We start from the raw sequence: 16,840 nt of genomic DNA on the forward strand, positions 1-16,840 counted from the left end.
GATCCTTCTATTTCGCAGGTATCGTGCCTGGTCACTCCTTAACCGTTGAGGGTCGCGATCAGGTCAGGCTTCAGCGCCTGAAGCTGTTCAGCCCAGTACGGCCAGGCGTGATTTCCGGCCGGTGGGAAATGGAAGGTCGCGTTGGAGCCGCCGGCCGCCAGATAGGCCGCCTGGAAGTCCCTGTTGCTCTTCAGCGCCATCGCTTCGAGGCTGTGAGCAGCGAATACCTGGTTGGCGTCGGCGTTCACGTCGAGCGGGGTGACGCCGCCGGGCGCACAGTAGATCCACAGCCTGGTGTTGTTGGCGACCAGCTTGCCGACCTGCACCAGCGGGTCGTTGCGCCGCCACGCCCCGTCCCACGGTGCGCCCCACATGTTGTCGACGTTGTAGCCGCCCGCATCGAGCATCGCCACCCGGATGGCCTGCTGCATGAACGGCGCCGACGGGTTCAGAAACCCGGACAGCGATGCGGCGTAACGGAATTGCGCCGGATGGAAGGCCGCCAGGATCAGCGCCGCGCTGCCCGACATCGACACCCCGACCACGCCGTTGCCGGTGGTGGAGATCTGCTTGTTCGCCGCCAGCCACTGGGGCAGCTCACTGGCCAGGAACGTCTCCCATTTATAGGTATAGGGCTGGTTGTTGAAGCTCGACGGCGAATACCAGTCGGTGTAGAAGCTGGACTGGCCGCCGACCGGCATCACGGTGGCGACACCGGAGTCCAGAAACCACTCGAACGCGGGGGTTTCGATGTCCCAGCCGTTGTAGTCGTCGCGGGCGCGAAGACCGTCGAGCAGATAGACCGCCTTGTCGCCGCCCGGTTGGAACTGGACGCGCACGTTGCGCCCCATCGCGGTCGAGTACACGTCCAGGTACTCGACGGGCAGGCCGGGCCGAGAGAACGCGTTCGCGCTCGGTTCCGCGTCGACCGCCGCGGTGAGACCGGGCAGCACGACGAAGGCCGCCGTGGTCGCCAACGCGCGGCGAAGCCAGGTTCGCACAGGTCTCACCATCCGTTTCGGGTTTTCGGCGCCGCACGAAAGGCGCTCTGCGACAGGTGTATCGCGCTGACAGGGTGTGGTGTTACCGGGAGATCGCCGACGGCTAGGGCCCCGTTGCCGGCATGCCGGTGTAAGGGGGCGCCGTGGACTCGGGCACCTCCAGCCCACATCGAACCAGCTCGTAGAGCGGCACCCGATCGATCCGGTACTGCGTGAACTGGTAGGCGTGCAGCAGGTTCGACAGGAAGCGCCGCGGCCCCATCGGTCCGCGGATCGAGTTCAGCATCGCGTCGGTGGCGGGACATTCCAATGCCGCCTCGGCCTGGGCCACCCAGTCTTCGTCGAGGTAGGCCGGAATCCACGGCGACGTCTTCAGGAACGGCCCCTCGGCCACCGCCCAATCCGGGAACAGGTTCTTGTCGTGGCCGATGCGGCCGTCCTCGAGCCGGTCGGAGTGCGCGGCCAACGGATTCGCCAGGCCGATCTGGTCGATGACCCGCACGTCGAGGCCGACGTTCATACCGAGCATGCCGAGGTTGGTGAAAAAGACCGTGTGGGGCGGCTTTTGGTCCCTCACCTCGGGTGGGGCGTCCGGCGGCGGCGGTATCGCGGGCACCACATCCCACTGGTCGTAGTTGCCGGCAGGCAGCAGCAGCGCGCCTTCAGGGGTGTTGTTCAGCGCCCGCAGCACCGCCCGCATCCGCGGATAGTCGAGATAGTCGGCGGCGGTGAGCGGATGCGCATGACCGGTGGCCTGGCTGTAGAACCGCCGTTCGTCGACGATGCCGGTGTAGGTGACCCGGGTGGCGTCGGCGCCCATCCCGCCGGAGTTGGCCGCCCACAATGCCCAACCGGCGACCGCGACCCACAGCACACCCGTGGCGCCGACGAACAGATACCCTGCGCCGCGGGCCATTCGGGTGGTGTCCGGCAGCACGACCGGGATCACCGCCATCGGCAGCAGCATGCAGAACACCGGCGTGAGCAGGACGCGGCCGTGCATGAAGTCGCCGCCCTGGCGGATCCAGTACACCGCCTGCAGCAGGCCGCTGACGACGAAGAAGATCACCACCGCTGCGGGGCTCTGCACCATCCGGGCCAGCCGTCCGTAACCGGGCGCGGGGGCGCGGTGCGTCCACCACGGCCGCCCGCGGGTCACCAACACCACGGCCGCCAACCCGGCGAGCAGAATCGCCGGCGCCCACAGCAGGTAGGGCTGATTGAAGTTGGCCAGGTAGGTGAATCCCTGCGCCCATTTGGATCCCGACGCCTCTTTGGCCAGCGCGGTACCCGGAAAGATCAGCGCGTAGTAGCCCATCCGGAAGATCTGGTACAGCACCGGGACAAGGCCGCCGGCGAGCACGATCAGCGCGCGTCGACGCCGGTCGCGGGCGGCGACCAACATCATCACCAGCGCGCCGCCGCCGATCAGCGCCAGCTCGGGCCGCACCAGCACGCTCAACCCCGCGACGAAAGCCAGTGTGCCGTCGAAGAACCCGCTGACCGCATGCCGTTGCCGCGGGTCGGAAGACGCCGCGCCGAGCGGTTGCCTGCGGATGCTCGGCGCCCCAGCACGCGGCGGCGGCCGCTGCGCCGAGCGGTTGGCGTGCATCGCCTGCGACCAGCACACCATCATCCACCACAGCAAGCCCAGATAGGCCAGCACCAAACCGTTTTCGAGCCCGGAGGTGGCGAAGTCACGGGCGGGTGGAAGCGCGATGTAGACCAGCACGCCTGCGGGCAACATCAACGCGCGCCTGCCCTGCAGGCTGGGCGCGTACAACCGGCCGGCGCCCAGCATCGCCAGCACCACCCCGGCGACGCTGAGCACGAGCGCGAGAACGAGCACCACGTACTCCATCCGCACCGGCCCGCCGATCAGCGCGCCGACGTAAACCAGATACGTCCACAGGGTCGAGGTGTTGGCCTCCACCCGCTCGCCGGCGTTGAACACTGGGCCGTTGCCCGCCAACAGGTTTCGTACCGTGCGCAGCACGATGAGACCATCGTCGGCGATCCAGCGCCGCTCCCAGGCGCCCCAGGTGAACAACCCGGCGACGACGAGCACGCTGGCCCACAGGCTGAACCGGACGGTTCTGTCGTAGACGAACCGCGGTCCGCGCGCCACCAGGCGCGCGACCGTCAGGGTGAGCTGGTCAACTGAGGAATACGGCGGCACCCAGGGTTCCGATCCACGCGACGGCCAGCAGCTGCAACACCCGGTCCTTCAACGCGATCTCCTCGGGCTCACCGGCGAGGCCACCGTCGACGTCGACGGCATAGCGCAGGATCGCGATCGTGAACGGAATCATCGACACGACGAACCACGATGTTCCGCCGGTGCCGTCCCGCTCGAATGCCCACAACCCGTAACACAACACCAGCGCGGTGGCCGACAGCGTCCACACGAACCGCAGGTAGGAACTGGTGTAGCTCTCCAGTGACTTTCGGATCTTGGCGCCGGTGCGCTCGGCGAGCTGAAGCTCCGCGTAGCGTTTGCCGGCCGCCATGAACAACGAGCCGAACGCCATCATCAGCAGGAACCATTGCGACAGCGGCACATCCGCGGCCACACCGCCGGCGATCGCACGGATCAAGAAGCCGGACGACACGATGCAGATGTCGATGACCGGCTGGTGCTTGAGGCCGAAGCAGTAGGCCAGCTGGATGCCGACGTAGATCGCCATCACCAGCGCCAGGTTGGGCGTCACCAGCCAGGAGATGGCCAGCGATCCCGCGATCAACGTCACCGCGAGGGCATAGGCGAGCCACTCGGGCACCACCCCCGCCGCGATCGGGCGGTACCTCTTGGTCGGGTGGGCGCGATCGGCTTCCACGTCGCGGGCGTCGTTGATGAGGTAGACCGCCGATGCGGCCAGGCTGAACACCGCGAACGCCAACAGGACCCGGACCAGGACTTCGCGGTAGTCGTAGGCGTAGCGGTCATCGCCGAGAGCGGCGAGCGGCGCGGCGAAGACCAGGACGTTCTTCACCCACTGCCGGGGCCGGACGGCCTTGACGAGGCCGGTCATCAGGTTGCGTGGCGGACCCTTACCCGGGGCGGGGTCGTCGCTGTACTGCGGTGCGCCCACTGTGCTGCTTTCCTTCGAGATGCTCATCGGTCCCCTTCCATTCGGTCGGCGACCGTGCTGACCGCCTCCGCGACGGCTGCGCCGACGACGACGCCGGTGAGGACGTCGGTCGGGTAATGCACGCCGAGCACCAACCGCGACAACGCCATCGGCGGCACCAGAAGCGCAGGCAGCGGCAGCCCGGTGGCCCGCGCCAACAGCAGTGCCGCCGCGGTGGTGGACGTCGCGTGCGCCGAAGGGAAGCTCAGCCGGCTCGGCGTCGCGACGTTCACCGCGATCGACGGATGGTGCGGGCGTTCGCGCCGCACCAGTCGCTTGATCAGCACCGCCGCCGCGTGCGCGAGAAACGCGCCGGTGCCCGCGGCCAGCCACAGGCGCCGGCGGCGCGGTGCGAGCAGCGCACCCAGGCCCGCGACGGCCAGCCAGCCCAGGCTGTGCTCCCCGAAGTGGCTCAGCGCCCGCGCACCGGTCAGCACACCGGGGCGCCGGGCCACGGCACGCTGAACCGCCACCAGCACGGCCTCTTCGCCGCGTGGCGGTGCCACGGTGTCGCCAACCAGAGGGTCAGGCATGCGCCGACGTCTCGAGCAGCACCGACTCCCACTTCTCCTTGCTGGTGAGCATCGGCAGGGCGTCGCGGTAGACCTTGCGCATGCGGTCGAACTTGCGGGCGATCCGAAGTTGGCGCCGCAGCGACTGACGAAGCAGCGCAAACATTTTGGCGCGGTCCCGCTGGCGGAACACCACGCCACGGCCGTCCGCGGTGGTGACGGTGACCCCGTCGACCACACACAGCGAGAACCACCTGGCGTCCTGCGTGGCGACGTTGACCTGGGGGCGGCGGTGGTGTTGCGGGTCGTGCGGTTTGAGCTGGTGGACCACACCCCGGGCCAGCCGCGTCGAGATCGACACCGGGTTGGTGGGGATCTTCACCTTCTTGCGCCGCTTGTCCGAGGGCGGTGGAAGTGCGGTGGCGCCGGGCAGCACCACCGCGTCGGGAAACTCCTGGCGCATCTTGCGCACGTCGGGCAGCGCCGACTCCAGGATCGAGAAGAGATGCTCGGGGCCGGCCAGAAAGTCGTCCATCGCCTTGTTCTGGATGGCGACGGTCGAGTACTCAAGGCACAGAAGGTGTTTCATCGTCGCCTTGAAGTGGCTGGCCAGCAGCCCGTAGATGTTGCCGTCCCAGTGCAGGGCCGCGACCACCAGTCGGTTGCGCAGATGGAAGTACGCCTGCCAGTCGATGGCGTCGTCCTTGTCGCTCCACGCCATGTGCCAGATCGCCGCGCCCGGCAGCGTCACGGTGCCGTAGCCGTGCTCGGCGGCGCGCAACCCGTAGTCGGCGTCGTCCCATTTGATGAACAACGGCAGCGGCTGACCGAGTTCCTCGGCGACCTGCCGCGGGATCATGCACATCCACCAGCCGTTGTAGTCGACGTCGATGCGGCGGTGCAGCAGCTTGCTTCGCGGCTCGTCTTCGTCGCTGAGCGGGAACTTCGCGAAGTTGTGGTCGTACTCGGTGTTGACGGCGTTGGTCCACATGAAGTTCTCTTGGGCGACCATCTCCCCCATCACGTGCAGGTGCGAAGGCTCCTGCAGGTTGAGCATCTGACCGCCGACCAGGGTGGGCGCCTTGGCGAACCGGTTCATCGCCAGAGCCCGCAGGATCGAGTCGGGCTCGATGCGGATGTCGTCGTCCATGAACAGGATCTGTTCGCAGTCGGTGTTTTTCAGCGCCTCGTACATCACCCGGCTGTAGCCGCCGGAGCCACCGAGGTTCGGCTGGTTGTGGATCGACAACCGGTTGCCCAGCGCCGCGGCGGCGTCGGCGAAACCGGGGTGATCCTTGACCTTGTTGGTGCCCTGGTCGGAGACGATGACCGCGCCGATCACCTCGTCCACCAACGGATCTGCGGTCAGAGCGGACAAGGCGTTCACGCAGTCGGCCGGCCGGTTGAACGTCGGGATGCCGACCGCGACGTTGGCGCGGCCCGGCGCGGGTTGCGGGGCGTACCAGCCGGCGTGGTGCAGCGTGGTGCTGTTGTTGGTGGTGACGTCGAACCAGATCCAGCCGCCGTCCTCGAACGGGGTCAGGTCGATCTCGAACTCGACGGCGGCGTGCTCGCCGCTGAACGGGGCACCACCCACGGTGATCCGGGCGCCGGTGGCCTTCGAGCGGTACACGTCCACGCGTCCGCTGCCCGTCAGCTCGAGGCGCAATACCACCGTGTCCAGCGTCGACCAGCGCCGCCAGTAACTGGCCGGAAACGCGTTGAAGTACGTCGCGAACGACACCTCCGATTCGGCACCGATCTCGAGGGTGGTGCGACTCGGCGCGTGCGCGCGACGCGCGTTCGTGGTCGATTCCTCTATATAGAGCTTGCGGACGTCGAGCGGTTCACCCGGGCGCGGCGAGATGATGCGCGCCAGCAGGCTGACGGCCCTGGATTCTCCTGACTCGAGCGCGCCGGACGGAATGTCACTCATGCGCTGCTACTTTCTGTGCCGTTGCTCAGTGGCGCGCCGTCCCGCAGGTGCGGCGCGAGGATGTTGTCGTACATGCTCAGCGCGCTGGCGATGGCCATGTGCATGTCCAGGTACTGGTAGGTGCCCAGCCGGCCGCCGAACAACACTTTCGCAGAAGCGGTTTCGGCCTTGGCCCTGGCCCGGTACGCGGCCAGCAACGCGCGGTCGGTTTCGGTGTTGATCGGGTAGTAGGGCTCGTCATCGTCGTCGGCGAACCGGGAGAACTCGCGCATGATGACGGTCTTGTCGGTGGGATAGTCCCGCTCGGGGTGGAAGTGCCGGAACTCGTGGATCCGGGTGTAGGGCACGTCGAGGTCGTTGTAGTTCATCACCGAAGTGCCCTGGAAATCGCCGGTCTGCAGCACCTCGAGCTCGAAATCCAGGGTGCGCCAACCTAATCGACCCTCGGCGTAGTCGAAGTAGCGGTCCAGCGGCCCGGTGTACACGACCGGTGCGTCGGGGTTGGCGGACCGCAATTCGTCGCGCACGTCGAACCAGTCGGTGTCCAGCCGCACCTCGATGCGGTCGTCGGCGGCCATGTTCTCCAGCCACTTCGTGTAGCCGTTGACCGGCAGGCCCTCGTAGGTGTCGTTGAAGTAGCGGTTGTTGAAGGTGTACCGCACCGGCAGCCGGGTGATGTTGGAGGCGGGCAGCTCCTTGGGGTCGGTCTGCCACTGCTTGGCGGTGTAACCCTTGAAGAACGCCTCGTAGAGCGGGCGGCCGATCAGGCTGATCGCCTTCTCCTCGAAGTTCTGCGCGTCCTCGGTCTTGATCTCGGCGGCCTGCTCGGCGATCAGCGCACGGGCCTCGTCGGGCGTGAAGTAGCGGCCGAAGAACTGGCAGACCAGACCGAGCCCCATCGGCAGGGGGTAGGCCTGCCCGTTGTACAGGCCGAACACGCGGTGCTGATATCCGGTGAAGTCGGTGAACTGGCGCACGTAGTCCCACACCTTCTTGTTGGAGGTGTGGAAGAGGTGCGCGCCGTACTTGTGCACCTCGATGCCGGTCTGCGGCTCGGGCTCGGAGTAGGCGTTACCGCCGATGTGCGGGCGACGCTCGATCACCAGCACGCGTTTGTCCAGCTGGGTCGCCACGCGCTCGGCAACCGTCAGGCCGAAAAATCCGGAACCGACGACAAGTAGGTCATAGCGAGCTGTCATCGACGGCAAGGGTATCCGAACACGCGTACCCCGCCCGAATCCGACAAGGCTGTGGCGGACGGCAGAAGGTTGCGATCGGCTCACGATTCCGCATCGTCACTTTTGCCTCAGTAGTCACATCAGTAACGTCGTTCACGTCGGTTCTCGGCCGACAGCGCGAGACCTGGGTTGTTCACAAGATCACCTACCCGACGTAGTCCATATATTGAGGAGACTTCCGTGCCGAACCGCCGCCGACGCAGGCTTTCCACAGCCACGAGCGCAGTCGTGGCCCTGGCAGTCGCGAGTCCAGCCGCAGTCATCGCCGTGACCGATCTGGCCGCGAGCACCGAACCCGCGCCCCAGCATCGTGAATTCGTGCAGGCCGCGTTGATCACCGACCTGCCCGGCGAGCTGATGTCCGCCCTGTCACAGGGGCTGTCGCAGTTCGGCATCAACCTGCCCCCGATGCCGACGGGCCTGCTCACTGGCACCGGATCCACCACGCCGCCGTCCCTGACGTCGCCCGGGCTGACCTCACCCGGACTGACGTCGCCCGCGCTGACCTCACCCGGGCTGACCACACCCGGGCTGACCACCCCGGGACTCACGGGGCCCAGCCTGGATGTTCCCAGCGCGACCGTGCCCGGCGCGAGCCTGCCCGGGGCGACCGGCCCGGCCCTCACCGACCCGGCGCTGGCCGACCCGTCGTTGACCAATCCCGCGCTCACCACGCCGGGGCTGACCGACCCGGGCGCACTGACCAGCCCGACGGCCACGACGCCCGGCCTCACCACGCCGGATCTGACCGCGCCCGGGCTGTCGACCCCGCCCGCCCTGACCGATCCCGCGCTGGCCACCCCGGTCTCCACCGGGCTGACCAGCGAGGTTCCGATCTCGGCGCCGATCGGGCTGGACCCCGCCGCGGGTACCTACCCAATCCTGGGTGACCCGAGCCTGGCGGCGATGCCGGCGACCGCCCCGGCCAGCGGCGGCATCATCGGCGACCTGACCAGCATGGCCAACCAGCTGGGCGCCGGAGAGGCGATCGATCTGCTCAAGGGCATGGTGATGCCCGCGATCATGTCGGCCGTCAAGCCACCGGCACCGCCGGTCCCGGGTCCCGGTCCCGCACCGGTCCCCACGCCCTGACCCTGTCCCGAACGGCACCGCAGAAGCCCAGCCGCGGCTCTGCGGTGCCGTTGCAGGGCGGTCACTTTCCGGCCAATCAGGCCGTGTCGAAACATTAGTAACAACTGGCACTTACGTAACATCGGTCTGTGCCGTGCCGCCGTCCCGTGCCGTCGTTGCTGTTCACCGCTGTCGCGGCGACAGCCGTCATGCTGCCGATGGCGATCTACGGCCTGCCCGGCGGCGACGACGACCGCCCGCCCGCCCTCGAGGCGCCCAAGATGGCGCAGCAACCGCTGACCGATCTCGGCGGCGGCGAGACGATCCGAGAGATCCACCAGGACACGCCGTTCGCGATGGTCGCGCTCACCGCATCCGATCTCACCGGCACCTCGGCGCGGGTGCGGGCCAAGAAGGCCGACGGCACATGGGGGCCGTGGTACGACGTCGAACCCCTCGAGGGGGTCGGCCCTGACGGACCCGACGCCGCCGGTCCGCGAGGCACCGAACCGGTGTTCGTCGGGCGCACCACGACGGTGCAGATCGCGGTCACCCGACCCCAGGGCGCCGCACCCACCCCGGCCGAGCAGGTGGCCGACGCGGACCGCCCGGAGTTGGGTTATGTGCCCGCCAACGTCGAGCAACCGTTCGGGCAGAACCTCAACGCGGTGCTGATCAGCCCGCCGCAGGCCCCGGTGGACAACCTGCCGCTGCCGTCGGCGGTGAACAGCCCCGGCGTGCCGCCGGTCGTCATCAACCGGGCGCAGTGGGGCGCCGACGAATCGATGCGGTGCGGAGAACCGCGGTACGACAACGGAATCCGGGCCGGCATCGTGCATCACACCGCGGGCAGCAACGAGTACGCACCCGAGGACTCCGCCGGCATCGTGCGGTCGATCTACGAGTACCACACCCGAACGTTGGGCTGGTGCGACATCGCGTACAACGCGCTGGTCGACAAGTACGGCCAGGTGTTCGAGGGTCGCGCCGGCGGCATCACCCGGCCCGTCGAGGGGGCCCACACCGGCGGGTTCAACCGCGACACCTGGGGCGTGGCGATGATGGGCAACTTCGACGCGGTTCCGCCCACCCCGATCCAGTTGGGCACGACGGGCCGCCTGCTGGGTTGGCGCATGGGCATGGACCACATCGACCCCAAGGGCACCGTGGTGCTGGCCTCGGCCGGCAGTTCGTTCGCCAAGTTCCCGTTCGGGTCCGCCCCGACGCTGCCCGCGATCTTCACCCACCGCGACGTCGGCATCACGGAGTGCCCCGGCAACGCGGCCTACGCGCTGATGGACCAGATCCGGGAGATCGCAGCGCGATTCAACAGTCCACCGGGGCCCGCCGATCTGGTGGACATGCTGCGCGGCGGTGCGATCTTCGCCCGCTGGGAGGCGATGGGCGGACCCAACAGCCCGTTGGGCCACCCGACGTCACCGGAGGCCTCCGGGCAGGACGGCATCCGGTATGCGACGTTCGAACGCGGCGCCATGTACTGGTCGCCTGACACGGGCGCTCAGCCGCTCACCGGGGAGATCTACAAGGCCTGGGGGTCGCTGGGCTTCGAGCGCGGAGCGCTGGGCCTGCCGACCAGCGGCGAGATCCACGAGCCGCTGTGGATCGTGCAGAACTTCCAGCACGGCACGCTCAACTTCGACCGCGAGACGGGCGGAGTGACGCGGGTGGTCGACGGCATCGCGGTCGACCTGCCGTCGAACTACGTCGACCATGCGCCTACCCAGCTGGAGCGGTTCACCCGTCCGATCAGCCCCACCTGAGTCATCCGATTGACTCGCTTTCATCGGGTGCCGTCCTCGGGAGAGCCACCTGACGCCTGGGCGACAAAGCCGAACCCTTCTTGATCGGGCCCCTGCGGTCAGCTCGGCTGCCGTGCAATGGCGGCCAGTTACAACCCCTTGCAGCCGTGGCTGGAGGCGTTCCAAACGGCATCTGCCAGTGCCACCCAGATCGGCGACACCTTCTCCCAGGCCCCCGCCGTGCTGCTGCAACAGATCCTGGCGAACCAGGCCGGTTACCTGAGTGAGGTGCTGAAGAACCCGGGCAGCATCGGCACGGTCCTCGGGCAGATGGTGGCCAACGTGCAGGCCGCGTTCACCGCCGCCACCCTGCTCGGCATCGATGCCAGCATCAACCTTTTCCGAGTCAGGAATCGCTCGACGGGTGGCACTCGATCCTGTTGCAGTCGATTCCCAAGTTGCTGCGGGAGGGTACCCCGCCGCAGGCAGTGGCGGTGGTCAAGGAACTCCTCAACGTTCTCTCCTCCCCGGTCAGTGGCATCGTGCTCGGGTTTGCCGGCCCGGTGATCAGTCCCGTGGTGGCGGTGGTGAACAGCGTGCACAGCATCGTCAGCGCGCTGGTCGCGGGAGACTTCGCGACCGCTATGCAGGGCGTCATCAACATCCCCGCCGACATCGTGGGTGCGGTACTCAACGGCGCCAACTTGAACCTCGACGGCCTGGTCCCGGTGCTCAACAACCTGGGACTGCTGTCGCCGGGCACCACCCTGCACAACCTGAACATCCAGTTCGGTGGGCTGTTCAGCCCGGGTTCCACGGGTGTGGACCCAATGACTGGCGAGCCAGTCGACACCACGTCGAAGACGGCCGGCGCCGGTGAGAGCAGCACCGACAGCGGCGACGGTACGGACTCCGCGAGCGGCTCGCAGGAGTAGCTTTATCCGACCAGTGGGCCCTCGCGGTGCGGGGGCCCACTACGTTTCGCGCTAGATCAGTTCGATCGCGCCATCGACGCCGACGGCGTCGATGGCGGTGTTGGCTCGTCTAGCCCGAAACCTATTGGGGCCACCAGCGTTCCAGCACGCGGGCCACGCCCTCCTCGTTGTTGGTCGAGGTGACCTCGTCGGCGACGGCCAGCGCTTCGGGGTGGGCGTGGGCCATGGCCACCCCCAGCCCGGCCCACTGCAGCATCGGAATGTCGTTGGGCATGTCACCGAACGTCACCACTTCGTCGGCGGCGATCCCCGGTGGCCGGGCCACCTCGTCGATCCCCGACGCCTTGCTGACGCCCAGCGGCATGACCTCGATCAGGCCGTTGTTGGTGGAGTAGGTGATGTCGGCGAGGTCGCGGACTTCGTCGGCCAGGACGGCGGCCATGTCGGCGCTGTCGGCACCGGCCTTGCGGACGAGCAGCTTGATGGCCGGCGCGCTGAGCAGGTCCTCCATCGACACCTCGGTGTTGTCCGGGTTGAGCCAGGCGTGCTCGTAGCCCGGTGAGCTGACGAACTGTGGCGTCGCGGCGTCGTGTGCGCTGTTTCCCACCCGTTCGACCGCCAGCCCGGCACCCGGGATGGCCCGGGTGGCGATGTCGGCGAGTTCGGCGAGCAGTTCGGCGGACAACGTTCGCGCGGAGACGATCCGGTCGGTCGACGGGTCGTAGATCACTGCGCCGTTGGCGCACACCGTCATCGGCGCGAACCCGAGCGCGTCGACGACCGGCTGCACCCAGCGCGGCGGACGGCCGGTCGCCAGCACGAACTGCGCCCCGTCCTCGACGGCCGCGTGCACGACGGCGCGGGTGCGCGGCGTGACCTTCTCGTCGTCGTCCAGTAACGTGCCGTCCACGTCGGAGGCGATCATCGCGGGCCGGTTCATCAGCGGCTCTTGGCTTCTCGCTCAGCGCGCCGTCTGGCGCGTTCCGCGAGTTCGGCTTCGTCGAGCGCCCTGGCCTCCTCCGGCGTCGGTGCGCTGCCGCCCAGCCGCCGCGGCACCCAGAACGCGCCGGGCGGATGTGGGTACTGCCGTTGCGCCTTGTCCAGCAGCGCGTTCATCGACGCCCGTAGTTCTGTCAGGGTCTGCTCCATGCTCTCCGCGGCGCGCAGCGGCGCACCGACCTCGACGATGATCGGGATCTTGCTGCGGCCCAACTGTCTTGGGTGGTCCTTGGTCCACATGCGCTGGGCACCCCAGACGATGAGCGGGATCAGCGGGACGTCGGCGTCGCGGGCCATCCGGGCGGCGCCGGTCTTGAACTCCTTGAGCTCGAAGCTGCGGCTGATGGTGGCTTCGGGATACACGCCCACGAGTTCGCCCGCGCGCAGCCGATCGACCGCGACCGCGTACGCGCCGGCGCCGGCACGGCGGTCCACCGGAATGGTGCCGGTGTGGCTGATGAGGAAGCTGACGATTTTCACGTCCAGCATCTCCTCTTTGATCATGAACCGCAGGCGCCTGCCGCGGTAATGCGCGGCCAAGGCGGCCGGCAGCCAGTCGATGTAGCTGGTGTGGTTGATGGCGATCACCGCGCCGTCGTGAGCGGGTATGTGCTCGAGCCCGTTGTAGGTGATGCGGATCCCGTTGACCCTTACTGCCGCCTTGACGAGAACCTCAAGCGTCCGGAATACGGGTTCCATCGACGCTACTCCGGCGCGCCCGTCGTGTCGGGAGGGCCCTGACGCCGCGAGGCCTTCTCGGCGGCCTCCTCGGCGTCCATCCGGCTGGCCTCGGCCAGCGAGGGCGCCCCGCCGCCCAGCCGGTGCGGTACCCAGTACTCGCCGGGCGGATGCGGGCCGTACTCGTCCTGCACGCGCTCCAGCAGATGCTGCATTCGTGAGCGCAGCAACGCGGTCAGCTCGGCGGCGGGCAGCGTTGGGTAGATCGGCTCGCCGACCGCGACCGCGATGGGCACCTTCGGGCGCCGCAGGTTCTTCGGGTGGCCCTTGGTCCAGATGCGCTGGGCGCCCCAGATGATGTGCGGCACGATCGGCACGTCGCAGGCGATCGCCATGCGGGCCGCACCCGACTTGAGCTCCTTGATCTCGAAGCTGCGGCTGATGGTGGCCTCCGGGTAGACCCCGACCAGCTCCCCGTCCTTCAGCTTCTGGCAGGCCATGTCGAACGACTCGGCGCCGCTGTTGCGGTCCACCTCGATATGGCCCAGGCTGCGCATCAGCGGTCCGCCGATCTTGTGGTCGAAGACCTCTTTCTTGGCCATGAACCGCACCTTGCGCCCGAGGCCCTGCCGATAGGCGGGCAGCCCGGCGAACGTGAAATCGAAGTAGCTCGTGTGGTTGACGGCCACCACCGCCCCGCCGCTGGCCGGCAGGTTCTCCAGGCCGGTGACGGTGAACGTCAACCCCTGCGCACGCCACACCAGCCGCGCGAGTTGGATGACTGTGCCGTATACCGGTTCCACAGCCGCCAGCGTAGTGCGCCCGCGCGGGTGCGACTTCTGCCGTCTGCTCCCGTTAAGCTCGAAAGGTCACCATCATCGAGGGGAAAGGGCGTTAGTGCAGGTCACAAGCGTCGGGCATGCGGGTTTCCGCATCGACACCAAGGCCGGAAGCATTCTGTGCGACCCCTGGCTGAACCCGGCATACTTCGCGTCATGGTTCCCGTTCCCCGACAACAGCGCGCTGGACTGGTCCGCCATCGGCGACTGTGACTACCTCTACGTCTCGCACCTGCACGCCGACCACTTCGATCCGAGGAATCTGCGCGAGCACGTGAACAAGGACGCGGTGGTGTTGCTGCCGGACTTCCCGGTGCCGGACCTGCGGCGCGAACTCGAGAAGGTCGGCTTTCACCGGTTCTTCGAGACCACCGACTCGGTCAAGCACCGCGTCAGCGGCCCCAAGGGCGACCTCGAGGTGATGATCATCGCGCTGCGGGCCCCGGCCGACGGGCCGATCGGCGACTCCGGGCTGGTGGTCGACGACGGCGAAACGGTCTGCTTCAACATGAACGACGCCCGCCCGGTCGACCTGGACGTGGTGCACGCCGACTTCGGCCAGGTCGACGTGCACATGCTGCAGTACTCCGGGGCGATCTGGTACCCGATGGTCTACGAGATGCCCGCGCGCGCCAAAGAGGCGTTCGGCATCCAAAAGCGCCAGCGGCAGATGGACCGCTGCCGGCAGTACATCGCGCAGGTGGGGGCTCCCTGGGTGATTCCGTCCGCGGGCCCGCCGTGCTTTTTGGATCCCGAGTTGCGCCACCTCAACGACGATGCGGGGGATCCGACCAACATCTTTCCCGACCAGATCGTGTTCCTCGAGCAGATGCGCGCGCACGGTCACGATGGCGGATTGCTGATGATTCCCGGGTCGATGGCGGATTTCACCGGCTCGCAACTGAATTCGCTCACCCACCCGCTTCCCGATGACGAGGTGCAGGCCATCTTCACCGGTAAGGCGGCCTACATCGCCGACTACGCCGAGCGGATGGCGCCGGTGCTGGCCGCCGAGAAAGCGAGCTGGGCGCCCGCGGCCGGTGAGTCGCTGCTGGAGCCGTTGCGCGCGGTGTTCGAGCCGATCATGATCCAAAGCGACCAGATCTGCGACGGTATCGGCTACCCCGTCGAGCTTCGGCTGCGGGGCCGCGAGCATTCCGAGACCGTCGTGCTCGACTTCCCCAAACGCGCGGTACGCGAACCGATTCCGGATGAGAAGTTTCGCTACGGTTTCGAGATCGCCCCAGAGCTGGTGCGCACTGTGCTGCGCGACAACGAGCCGGACTGGGTCAACACCATCTTCCTGTCGACGCGGTTCAAGGCGTGGCGGGTCGGTGGCTACAACGAGTACCTGTACACGTTCTTCAAGTGCCTGACCGACGAGCGCATCGCCTACGCCGACGGCTGGTTCGCCGAAGCCCACGACGACACGGCGACGATCACGTTGGACGGCTGGGAGATTCAGCGCCGTTGCCCCCACCTGAAGGCCGACCTGTCGAAGTTCGGGGTGGTGGAGGGTGCCACGCTGACCTGCAACCTGCACGGGTGGCAGTGGAACCTCGAGAACGGTCGGTGCCTGACCAGCAAGGGCCACGAGCTGCGGTGCAAGAAACTGTGAGCGCGCCGCGACAGTACTACGACGACGGCCTGATCCAACTGGATCGCGAGGCGATCACGTTGCGCCGCTATCACTTTCCCTCCGGTACGTCGAAGGTGATCCCGCTGTCGTCGATTCGCGACTACACCGCGACACCGCTGAACTGGCTCCACCGGTTCCGTATCTGGGGCAGCTCGGACCTGCGCCGTTGGCTACCGCTGGACGTGGGCCGGCCGCTGAAGAAGACCCTGATCACCCTCGACGTGACAGACAACCGGTGGCGGCCCGCCTTCACGCCTTCCGATCCCGAGCAGTTCACCTCGATGCTCGACGAACTGCTCGCCCACTAATCTTCGCTCCAGCTACGCCAAGTCGGCTTTAAGTCGTTCTTAAGCGCCGCCGGTCACTGTCGTCGCAGCACTCGATCAACCGACGAAGGAGCGTGCCCCATGAGTTCGACGACCCGGCCGACCGTCACCCCGCGCCGAGCGGGCGACCCGGAACCGGACCTGACCGGTATCAGGCTTTCGCACCGCGCGATGGTCAGGGATTGCGGGCGCATTGCCGCTGTCGTGGCGGCGATCGCAAGTGGCCGCCGGCACTGCACACCGGCTCGGGCACGTGCCGTCAGCCGTTACGTGGATCTGCTGTGCGAGTCGATCCACCACCACCACAGCACCGAGGATCAGGTGGCCTGGCCGGTGATCGAGGCCAGCGCGGGCAGCCACGTCGACCTGACCGAGTTGACCGAAGACCACGCGGCGCTGGATCCGCGATTGGCTCAGTTGCGTGCGCGGGCCGCGGCGTTTCGCATCTCGGACGGCGATGCCGCGACGGCCAGGCCGTTGGCCGAGTTGAGCGACCTGCACACGTTGATCGGCGAGCACATCGTCGAGGAGGAGCGTGAGATCTTCCCGGTGATCACCGCGCACGTGTCGTTCTCGGACTGGGAAGGCGTCGAAAAGGCGGCGCAGAAGCGCGGCCGGATGTCGTTCGACGCGCCGCGGCATCTGGCGGTCATGACCGAAGAAGAGTGGATCCGATTGGGCGCCACCATCAATCCGCTGTTGCGTGTGCTCTTCGCATTGTTGTCGGTTCGACACCGCCGCATCGAACGCGCCGTGTTCGGATGAGCCTCAACCG

At 67.6% G+C, this 16,840-nt stretch carries 14 protein-coding genes and 1 pseudogene; 6 read left to right on the forward strand and 9 right to left on the reverse strand.

All coding sequences use genetic code 11. From position 1 onward, the window contains the following. Positions 1–38 precede the first annotated feature (38 nt). From MELE44368_RS03860 to glf, 6 genes are all read right to left on the reverse strand, one after another. Complete coding sequence (locus MELE44368_RS03860; RefSeq protein ID WP_128107277.1) at positions 39–1,013, reverse strand: alpha/beta hydrolase; 975 nt, start codon at positions 1,011–1,013, stop codon at positions 39–41. A gap of 91 nt (positions 1,014–1,104) precedes the next feature. After that, complete coding sequence (gene zomB / locus MELE44368_RS03865; protein ID WP_308205872.1) at positions 1,105–3,180, reverse strand: terminal beta-(1->2)-arabinofuranosyltransferase; 2,076 nt, start codon at positions 3,178–3,180, stop codon at positions 1,105–1,107. Continuing rightward, positions 3,158–4,120 (reverse strand): decaprenyl-phosphate phosphoribosyltransferase, encoded by a 963-nt coding sequence (locus tag MELE44368_RS03870; RefSeq protein WP_128107279.1) that lies wholly within the window; start codon positions 4,118–4,120, stop codon positions 3,158–3,160. Before MELE44368_RS03870 ends, zomB begins: the two co-directional genes overlap by 23 nt. After that, positions 4,117–4,665, reverse strand: a complete 549-nt coding sequence (locus tag MELE44368_RS03875) for a phosphatase PAP2 family protein (protein ID WP_064892827.1) — start codon at positions 4,663–4,665, stop codon at positions 4,117–4,119. Before MELE44368_RS03875 ends, MELE44368_RS03870 begins: the two co-directional genes overlap by 4 nt. Continuing rightward, a complete protein-coding gene (locus MELE44368_RS03880) occupies positions 4,658–6,580 on the reverse strand; it encodes a glycosyltransferase (RefSeq protein WP_046752740.1) in 1,923 nt (640 codons plus the stop codon). The genes MELE44368_RS03875 and MELE44368_RS03880 overlap by 8 nt, the downstream gene beginning before the upstream one ends. Continuing rightward, complete coding sequence (gene glf, locus MELE44368_RS03885) at positions 6,577–7,779, reverse strand: UDP-galactopyranose mutase (protein ID WP_128107280.1); 1,203 nt, start codon at positions 7,777–7,779, stop codon at positions 6,577–6,579. The genes MELE44368_RS03880 and glf overlap by 4 nt, the downstream gene beginning before the upstream one ends. A gap of 219 nt (positions 7,780–7,998) precedes the next feature. Between glf and MELE44368_RS03890 the strand changes: the two genes are divergently transcribed. The 3 genes and pseudogenes from MELE44368_RS03890 to gjpA form a co-directional block, all read left to right on the forward strand. Further along, entirely contained in the window at positions 7,999–8,910 is a 912-nt protein-coding gene (locus MELE44368_RS03890; protein WP_128107281.1) for a hypothetical protein, read from the forward strand. Positions 8,911–9,038: 128 nt separating this feature from the next. After that, complete coding sequence (locus MELE44368_RS03895) at positions 9,039–10,670, forward strand: N-acetylmuramoyl-L-alanine amidase (RefSeq protein WP_128107282.1); 1,632 nt, start codon at positions 9,039–9,041, stop codon at positions 10,668–10,670. A gap of 395 nt (positions 10,671–11,065) precedes the next feature. Beyond that, positions 11,066–11,584 (forward strand): annotated as a pseudogene (gene gjpA / locus MELE44368_RS03900) (outer membrane porin GjpA); the annotation flags it as partial. 121 nt (positions 11,585–11,705) lie between these two features. Here the strand turns inward: gjpA and MELE44368_RS03905 are convergent. The 3 genes from MELE44368_RS03905 to MELE44368_RS03915 are packed head-to-tail and all read right to left on the reverse strand — an operon-like array spanning position 11,706 to position 14,064. Further along, positions 11,706–12,524, reverse strand: a complete 819-nt coding sequence (locus MELE44368_RS03905) for an HAD family hydrolase (RefSeq protein WP_128107284.1) — start codon at positions 12,522–12,524, stop codon at positions 11,706–11,708. After that, positions 12,524–13,282, reverse strand: coding sequence for a lysophospholipid acyltransferase family protein (locus tag MELE44368_RS03910; RefSeq protein ID WP_128107285.1), 759 nt, complete (start codon positions 13,280–13,282; stop codon positions 12,524–12,526). Before MELE44368_RS03910 ends, MELE44368_RS03905 begins: the two co-directional genes overlap by 1 nt. A 5-nt stretch (positions 13,283–13,287) precedes the next feature. Beyond that, entirely contained in the window at positions 13,288–14,064 is a 777-nt protein-coding gene (locus MELE44368_RS03915) for a lysophospholipid acyltransferase family protein (RefSeq protein ID WP_128107286.1), read from the reverse strand. A gap of 94 nt (positions 14,065–14,158) precedes the next feature. On the opposite strand from MELE44368_RS03915, the gene MELE44368_RS03920 reads away from it, so the two are divergent. The 3 genes from MELE44368_RS03920 (at position 14,159) to MELE44368_RS03930 (ending at position 16,830) form a co-directional block, all read left to right on the forward strand. Beyond that, the gene (locus MELE44368_RS03920) at positions 14,159–15,718 is read left to right on the forward strand and encodes an MBL fold metallo-hydrolase (RefSeq protein ID WP_128107287.1); all 1,560 of its coding nucleotides are present in this window, start codon (positions 14,159–14,161) and stop codon (positions 15,716–15,718) included. Beyond that, entirely contained in the window at positions 15,715–16,047 is a 333-nt protein-coding gene (locus tag MELE44368_RS03925; RefSeq protein WP_128107288.1) for a hypothetical protein, read from the forward strand. The genes MELE44368_RS03920 and MELE44368_RS03925 overlap by 4 nt, the downstream gene beginning before the upstream one ends. A gap of 99 nt (positions 16,048–16,146) precedes the next feature. Further along, positions 16,147–16,830: a hemerythrin domain-containing protein gene (locus tag MELE44368_RS03930; protein ID WP_128107289.1), complete on the forward strand. Its 684-nt coding sequence runs from the start codon at positions 16,147–16,149 to the stop codon at positions 16,828–16,830. Positions 16,831–16,840: the final 10 nt, after the last annotated feature.

Origin of the sequence: Mycolicibacterium elephantis DSM 44368 (assembly GCF_004014805.1) — a bacterium.
GTDB classification, from domain to species: Bacteria; Actinomycetota; Actinomycetes; order Mycobacteriales; family Mycobacteriaceae; genus Mycobacterium; species Mycobacterium elephantis.

Excerpts from the sequence above, each read along its gene's own strand:
- MELE44368_RS03860 (WP_128107277.1), bottom strand. The coding sequence starts at position 1,013 with ATGGTGAGACCTGTGCGAACCTGGCTTCGCCGCGCGTTGGCGACCACG.
- MELE44368_RS03870 (WP_128107279.1), bottom strand. The coding sequence starts at position 4,120 with ATGAGCATCTCGAAGGAAAGCAGCACAGTGGGCGCACCGCAGTACAGC.
- MELE44368_RS03875 (WP_064892827.1), bottom strand. The coding sequence starts at position 4,665 with ATGCCTGACCCTCTGGTTGGCGACACCGTGGCACCGCCACGCGGCGAA.
- MELE44368_RS03880 (WP_046752740.1), bottom strand. The coding sequence starts at position 6,580 with ATGAGTGACATTCCGTCCGGCGCGCTCGAGTCAGGAGAATCCAGGGCC.
- glf (WP_128107280.1), bottom strand. The coding sequence starts at position 7,779 with ATGACAGCTCGCTATGACCTACTTGTCGTCGGTTCCGGATTTTTCGGC.
- MELE44368_RS03905 (WP_128107284.1), bottom strand. The coding sequence starts at position 12,524 with ATGAACCGGCCCGCGATGATCGCCTCCGACGTGGACGGCACGTTACTG.
- MELE44368_RS03910 (WP_128107285.1), bottom strand. The coding sequence starts at position 13,282 with ATGGAACCCGTATTCCGGACGCTTGAGGTTCTCGTCAAGGCGGCAGTA.
- MELE44368_RS03930 (WP_128107289.1), top strand. The coding sequence starts at position 16,147 with ATGAGTTCGACGACCCGGCCGACCGTCACCCCGCGCCGAGCGGGCGAC.